The organism is Pseudomonas sp. P4_C3, from assembly GCF_056402075.1.
In genome coordinates this window covers 1-6,983 of the sequence record NZ_JBFUIC010000235.1, presented here as the reverse complement: position 1 = coordinate 6,983, position 6,983 = coordinate 1, and the positions used below count along the sequence as shown (strand labels likewise).

7 protein-coding genes are annotated in these 6,983 nt (G+C 55.6%); 5 read left to right on the top strand and 2 right to left on the bottom strand.

Annotated features, from left to right (window positions below; genetic code table 11):
* Positions 1–165 precede the first annotated feature (165 nt).
* Positions 166–414 (top strand): DUF6124 family protein, encoded by a 249-nt coding sequence (locus AC1DVH_RS24125; RefSeq protein ID WP_477755933.1) that lies wholly within the window; start codon positions 166–168, stop codon positions 412–414.
* 162 nt (positions 415–576) lie between these two features.
* Here AC1DVH_RS24125 and AC1DVH_RS24120 read toward each other — a convergent pair whose 3' ends face one another.
* Entirely contained in the window at positions 577–1,464 is an 888-nt protein-coding gene (locus AC1DVH_RS24120; RefSeq protein ID WP_477755932.1) for a LysR family transcriptional regulator, read from the bottom strand.
* A 64-nt stretch (positions 1,465–1,528) separates the two neighbouring features.
* Here AC1DVH_RS24120 and AC1DVH_RS24115 point away from each other — a divergent pair, with 64 nt between their 5' ends.
* A complete protein-coding gene (locus tag AC1DVH_RS24115; RefSeq protein WP_477755931.1) occupies positions 1,529–2,455 on the top strand; it encodes an isocitrate lyase/PEP mutase family protein in 927 nt (308 codons plus the stop codon).
* A 78-nt stretch (positions 2,456–2,533) separates the two neighbouring features.
* On the top strand, positions 2,534–3,829 hold the full coding sequence (locus AC1DVH_RS24110) for an SLC13 family permease (protein ID WP_477755930.1): 1,296 nt from the start codon (positions 2,534–2,536) through the stop codon (positions 3,827–3,829).
* 21 nt (positions 3,830–3,850) lie between these two features.
* On the opposite strand, the gene gntR is transcribed toward AC1DVH_RS24110, so the two are convergent.
* A complete protein-coding gene (gene gntR, locus AC1DVH_RS24105) occupies positions 3,851–4,882 on the bottom strand; it encodes an HTH-type transcriptional regulator GntR (RefSeq protein WP_477755929.1) in 1,032 nt (343 codons plus the stop codon).
* 215 nt (positions 4,883–5,097) lie between these two features.
* Between gntR and AC1DVH_RS24100 the strand changes: the two genes are divergently transcribed.
* Positions 5,098–5,631: a gluconokinase gene (locus AC1DVH_RS24100; protein WP_477755928.1), complete on the top strand. Its 534-nt coding sequence runs from the start codon at positions 5,098–5,100 to the stop codon at positions 5,629–5,631.
* 81 nt (positions 5,632–5,712) lie between these two features.
* Positions 5,713–6,983, top strand: a 1,271-nt coding sequence (locus AC1DVH_RS24095; protein ID WP_477755927.1) for a GntT/GntP/DsdX family permease, incomplete at its 3' end; no start/stop codon positions are given.

Genomic DNA, 6,983 nt, shown 5'->3' with positions numbered 1-6,983 from the left:
CAGGTGTTTTTTATGCCTGTCAGTTCATGTTATGGCGGCTGTGCGCGGGAAGACCTTCAGGTCTACCGGGTTCTAGAGTCCTGGTCTGCTAGCCCGCGCACGGCTGCCACCCTATTTTCGTCTAGCAGCGAATCGTGGCAGCTCCATCACTCTAGGAGTATCACCATGTTCAAACCCACGCCGAACCCCCCACGCAATCCCAGCCCAATGTTCTCCATCTCACCCGGCATCAATAACGAAACTCTGTTGGCGCACGCCTGCGAATCGTTGGCATCGGCGAGCGTCATGACCAATGACTTTGCTACGTTTCTGGAAGGTAGCCAGCGCAATACGGTATTGGCGATTGCACAGATCATCATGCTGGCCGAGTTGGCGGTGAATCGAGTGCTGGATAACCTCGATCCGCAGGAATAGTGCGCAGCTGTGGTGAGGGAGCAATCTCCTTCACCACAATGGACAGTGTTGATTCAGGTGCTCTGGAGAACCTTCAACTTAAACCCCATGTTTTTTTCGCGCTGCGGGTCTTGGGCAGGCAGTTGCAGCCCGGGAATAATATGGTCTGTATCAGAGGGTCAACTACGGAGTTTCGATTCTCGTCGAACTGATCAGGTCTTTGACTACGGTTGACTGATTCGATTTTCGCGTGGCCAATCCAAGTATCGCCTTCGGCCAATCAAGCTGAAGTGCTCTGTAGTGCAGGTCAGCGCGTTGAATTCGCTGCATCGATGCGGGTACTACCGCAATACCCATCCCGGCAGATACCAGGTTTACAGCGGAAGATAGTTGGGGTGCCTGCTGACGGATGGTCGGATTGAACCCGGATTGCCGGCAAGCGGCCACGATATCCGCACTCAGTCCATAACCGGATTTGCGTGAATACAGGATGAAGTTCTCCTGCCGTAAATCAGCAAGCGACAGACGCTTGCGTGACGTTAATGGGTGGCCGTCAGGCAGGACAACAATAAGTGGTTCTTCGGATAAGGTGATGAAGTCAATGTCGCCGCCCATAGCAAACGGAGGCCTGACAAACGCGGCGTCAATTTCTCCACGGCCGAGCCTGGAAATAAGCGATTCGCTATCGTTCTCCTCAAGGTTTACCTCCACCTTGGGGTGTTGTCGCTGGTAACGGCTGATCAAACCGGTGACGGTATCGTTGAACGAAGCGGATTCGGTGAACCCCAGGTTCAACGAGCCGATCTCTCCTCGTGCGGCGCGCCGCGCATTTTTTTGGGCGTCCACGGCACGTGCAAGAATATCTTGTGCCAATACCAGGAATACCCTGCCAGCATCACTGAGTATGACGCCGCGTCCTACCCGGTGAAAAAGCGGCGTACCAATTTCATCCTCCAAATCACGTATTTGCTGTCCAAGCGGGGGTTGGGCGATCCCAAGTTGTTCGGCTGCTCGTGTGAAGTTCTCCGCCTGGGCCGTAACGACGAAATAACGTAGATGCCTGAGTTCCAATTAGGACTCCAAAGATACCAATTCTGTATTTTCTAAATATTAGACATTTTGTTTGTGTAGCGCCATGCTTCTTCTGGACCAAGATACCGCCAGTGGTTTGGTCATAACGTTGACGGTCCGAGAATTAGGAGCATTTCATATGAAACCAACTCGACAATTGCGTGAAAAACTATCCTTGGGTTCTTCCGTGATAGCACCAGGCGCCTATGACGGTATATCCGCTCGGCTAGTTGCCATGGCAGGTTTCGACGCGGTCTATGCCAGCGGTGGTGCGATAGCACGTGCTGCTGGATACCCGGACATCGGTCTACTGAGCTTCAGCGAAGTATTAGAACGGATCGGGAAAATTGTTGAAGCAAGTGGCTTGCCAGTGATTGCAGACGCCGATACGGGATTTGGGGGATCAGCCAATGTTCAGCGCACGGTTCGAGCTCTTGAGCGTGCCGGTGTCGCCGCCTTCCACCTTGAGGATCAATCGTTTCCCAAGCGCTGCGGCCATCTGGATGACAAAAAGTTAATAGACGTAAGCGAGATGTGCCGGAAAATTCGAATTGCACGCCATACCCTGATCGATCAGGACTGCATGATTATTGCCCGTACCGATGCAATTGCGTCAGAAGGTTTTGAGTCTGCGTTAAGCCGAGCCGAGCAGTATGTGAAGGCAGGTGCAGACATGATTTTCGTAGAAGCCCCGGAGACACTGGATCAAATTCGCACGATTGCCCGACGCATCCCTGGGCCAAAACTGATGAATATGTTCTACGGTGGCAAGACTCCCTTAATGCCCATTGAAGAGCTGTCCTCTCTTGGCTACCAGCTCGTCATCATTCCTTCGGATATGCAGCGTGCTGCAATACACGCGATGCAAATCGTTTTGGCTGAAATCAAACGCTCAGGGGATAGCAGCGCCATGGCAGCTCAATTGACGAGTTTCGAGGAGCGCGAAAAAATCGTTCAGACCAGCCGATATTTTGCCTTGGACTTGTTATAAACCCAGCTATGAAGTCAGACCTCAGGAACTGAGAAAATTCAAGATGTAAACCGAGTCCGCGGAACATAGGGAAGTGATATGGATGTTCAACTCATAACAGTGGCCGGTTTGGTAACTGTGACAATCGCGCTATGGGCAACACGTAGATTTCCTGAGTACTTGACTGCACTTATGTTCTTCGCGACCGCGATGATCCTCCATGTCGCTCCTGCTTCCTTGATTTTCTCTGGGTTTACCTCGGCCGCATTCTGGCTCGTTATCAGTGGCTATGTCATTGGAATCGCTATCCGCAAGACAGGATTGGCTTCTCGATGTGCGAGGGTGCTCGCGGTTCATCTTTCCAGATCATATCCACAAATGGTACTTGGAATTGTCGGCCTCACTTACGCACTCGCTTTTGTTATGCCTTCCAATATGGGGCGTATTGCGCTACTGATGCCGATTGTCCTGGCGCTTGCTGATCGAGTGGGTTTCAGGGAGAAAAGTCCAGGGCGTATTGGTCTTTCACTTGCTGTCGGCTTTGGAACCTTCCAGCTTTCGGCATCCATTCTGCCGGCGAACGTTCCAAATCTTGTCATGGCGGGGGCCATCGATACCACGTACGGGTTGCAGTTATCCTATCTGCCTTATCTGATATTGCATGCACCCGTACTTGGCATTCTCAAGGGGCTTGCACTATGTGCATGTATCGTCTGGTTGTTTCCAGATAAAGCGGGAAAAAGCACAGAGGTGGAACCTGCTCGCCCTTTGAGTCCTAAGGAAAAGAGGTTGGGTATCCTTCTTTTGATGACTCTGGGACTCTGGCTTACTGACTCCTTACACGGCATTTCCCCTGCATGGGTCGGTCTCGTGGCAGCTTGCGTATGCCTCCTTCCACGAATCGGCTTTGTATCCAGTGAAGAGTTTGGTCAAGAGGTAAACCATCGGACGGCAGTCTATGTCGCAGCAATCCTCGGACTCGCCGCACTTGTAGGACAAAGCGGACTTGGAACATTAATTGGTAATGAAGTACTTACCCTCGCACCGTTGGATCCGGCTTCACCGTTCGGCAGCTACACCTCAATCGTAGGTTTTTCCACGCTGCTAAATTTTGTGGTTACAGCGAACGGAGTACCAGCGTTATTTACTCCCTTGGCACAGTCGTTAGCCACCGCATCCGGACTGCCGTTACTTAGTGTTCTAATGATTCAGGTCATCGGATTTTCAACACCGCTCCTGCCTTACCAAGCCTCTCCGATTGTTCTCGCTATTGAAATGGGAAGAATCCCTTTCATGGCAGCGTTACGATTGAGTCTTGCGCTTGCATTCATTACGTATGTTGCATTGGTTCCCATCAATTACGGATGGTTCGTCTTTCTGGGTTGGTTACCGTGATCCGTGTCGCCGAACGTGTCTTTAAGTACTCTCCCGCACCTTCAACTCAAACCCCATGTCTTGCACCGGTTTGGCCACGGTATTGCCGGCCATCAGCGTCAGCATCTGTTCCGCCGCGCGGCGGCCGATGGCTTCGCGTGGGGTGTTGATGCTGCTCAGGCGCGGGACCATGTGTTCGGACATGGGCAGATCGTTGAAGCCGAGGATCGCCACTTGCTCGGGGATCTTGATCCCGTGTCGCATCGCTTCGAGCAGCGCGCCCTGGGCCAAGTCGTCGTTGCCGAAGAAGATCGCATCGACATCCGGGTGGCTGGCGATCATCTGCAAGAACAATTCGCCGCCCAGGCCGACCGAAGACGGGCGGGGCGTCAGCACTTCCAGCGCCGGGTCATACAGGCCGGCCTTTTGCAGGGCGCGACGGAAACCTTCGCCACGCAGCAAGGTGCGCTGGTCGAGTTGCGCGCCGATGTAGGCCAGGCGTTTGCGGCCGCGAGACAGCAAGTGTTCGGCCGCCGTTTCGCCCGCGGCCAGTTGCGAAAAGCCAACGCAATTGAGCCCGGCCGCGCTGTCCAGCTCCATCATGTACACGCAAGGAATGTTGCTGGCCTCGATCATCCGCCGCGAACTTTCGGTGCGGTCGAAGCCCGTCAGCAACAAGCCGCGCGGTTGATAGGCCATGTAATTGCGCAGCAGGTTTTCTTCTTCATCGCGCGAATAATGGAAGTTGCCGATCAGCACTTCGAAGCCCTTGGGGCGCAAAACCTGATGAATGGCTTCCAGGGTGTCGATGAACAAAAGGTTGGACAACGACGGCACCAACACCACCACCGATTGGCTCTGGGCCGAGGCCAGGGCGCGGGCGGCAGGGTTGACCACATAGTTGAGTTCCAGCGCCGCTTTCTGCACTTTTTCCACCAACTCGGTGGCCACGGTGCTGACGCCCCGCAAGGCGCGGGAGGCGGTGATCGGGCTGACGCCGGCCAGTCGGGCAACTTCGTTCAGGGTAGGGCGGCCAGTGGTGCGGGTATTTTTATCGTTCTTGGTTGTGTTCATCGACGGCTTGCCAAACAAAATTCAAGGCACTAAGGTAGCGCTGTCTCGATGCAGCTGCAAATGCGTGAGCGAGGGTTCGCCTGATCCTCGCTTTTTGGTGTCGGGACCTAACCTGCTGCAACCCATAAAATGACAAGAAAGGCGTCGGCAACTTCTGCTTTTGATCTAGTGTCATAACTGGCAAAGGTAGCGCTGTCTGCGCGCTGAGGTGTTACATGAATCATCCCATCACCGCCCTGGTCATCATGGGCGTTGCCGGTTGCGGCAAGACGTGCGTCAGCGAGGCCCTGTGCCATTTGAGCGGCGCCACGGCCATTGAAGGCGACTCTTTCCACCCTGCCGCCAATATCGAAAAGATGAGCGCGGGGATCCCCCTGAACGATGAAGACCGCGCCGGCTGGCTCGACAGCCTGTGCGATGAACTGCGCCGTGTCGACGCCAAGGGCCAGCGCCCGGTGCTGACGTGTTCGGCGCTCAAACACATCTATCGCGAACGTTTGCGCAGTGCCTTGCCGGGCCTGGGCTTCGTTTTCCTTGAACTGACCCCCGAAGTGGCCACCGACCGCGTCTCCCATCGGCCAGGCCATTTCATGCCGTCGACCCTGATCGACAGCCAGTTCGCCACCCTCGAATCGCCCGTCGGCGAGCCGTTGACCCTGGCGCTGGATGCTTCGACCCATAGCGTCGAGCAACTGGCGGCGCAGGCTCATGCCTGGTGGCAGGCGAACGGCCTGAAACAGGCGGTATGACTGTGTTTGCAAAGACAGCGCTGTCCTCACGACTTCTGATCAACCCGCTTTAATAACAACAACAACCAGGAGACACCCCCAATGTTTGGCATGTCCCACGAGACGTTCCTGCTGCTCGATGCAGTGGTCACGGTGATCGGGCTTATCGTCCTGATCACCAAGTTCAAATTGCACCCCTTCATTGCCCTGATCATCGCCGCAGCTTTCCTCGGGCTGACCTCCGGCATGCCGATCGGCACCATCATCAAGGCGTTCCAGGACGGCTTCGGTGGCGTGCTTGGCTTTGTCGGCATCATCCTCGCGCTGGGCACGATGCTCGGCAAAATGATGGCCGAATCGGGCGGTGCGGATCAGATTGCGCAGACGCTGATCCGCGCCTTCGGCAAGGACAAGGTGCAGTGGGCGATGATGTTCGCTGCGTTCCTGGTCGGTATTCCGCTGTTCTTCGAGATCGGCTTCGTGCTGCTGATCCCATTGGTGTTCATCGTGGCCCGCCGCACTGGCGTGTCGATCATCAAGATCGGTATCCCGTTGCTGGCCGGTCTGTCCGCCGTGCACGGCCTGGTGCCGCCGCACCCGGGTCCGCTGCTGGCCATCGGTGTGTTCGGTGCCGACATCGGCAAAACCATTCTGTACGGCCTGATCGTTGCGTTGCCGACTGCCATCATCGCTGGCCCGATCTTCGGTACGTTCATTGCCAAGCACATTCCTGGTCATCCGAATCAGGAACTGGTGGATCAACTGGTGCGCGATGAGAATGCAGGCGATCTGCCTAGCTTCGGCATTACCCTGATCACTGTGCTGTCGCCCGTGTTCCTGATGTTGCTCAAGACCTTTGCCGATGTGGTGCTGCCGGACGGCAACTTCTTCCGCACCTTCATGGACCTGATCGGTCACCCGATCTCGGCCCTCCTGCTGGCGTTGCTRCTGTCGCTGTACACCTTCGGCTACAAGCAGGGCATTGGTTCGCAACAGATGCTCAAATGGCTGGACGCGAGCCTTGCGCCGACCGCCGCGATCATCCTGATCATCGGTGCCGGTGGTGGCTTCAAGCAGATGCTGGTAACCAGCGGTGTGGGTGATGTGATCGGTCACATGGCGGTGGCTGCACAGATCTCGCCGATCCTGCTGGCCTGGCTGGTGGCAGCGGTGATTCGTATCGCGACCGGTTCGGCGACCGTGGCGACCATTACCGGTGCCGGTATCGTAGTGCCGGTGGTGGGGATGATTCCGGGTGTGAACCGTGAGTTGCTGGTGCTGGCCACTGGTGCAGGTTCGTTGATCCTGTCCCACGTCAACGACGCCGGTTTCTGGCTGGTGAAGCAGTACTTCAACATGACCGTGGCGGAAAC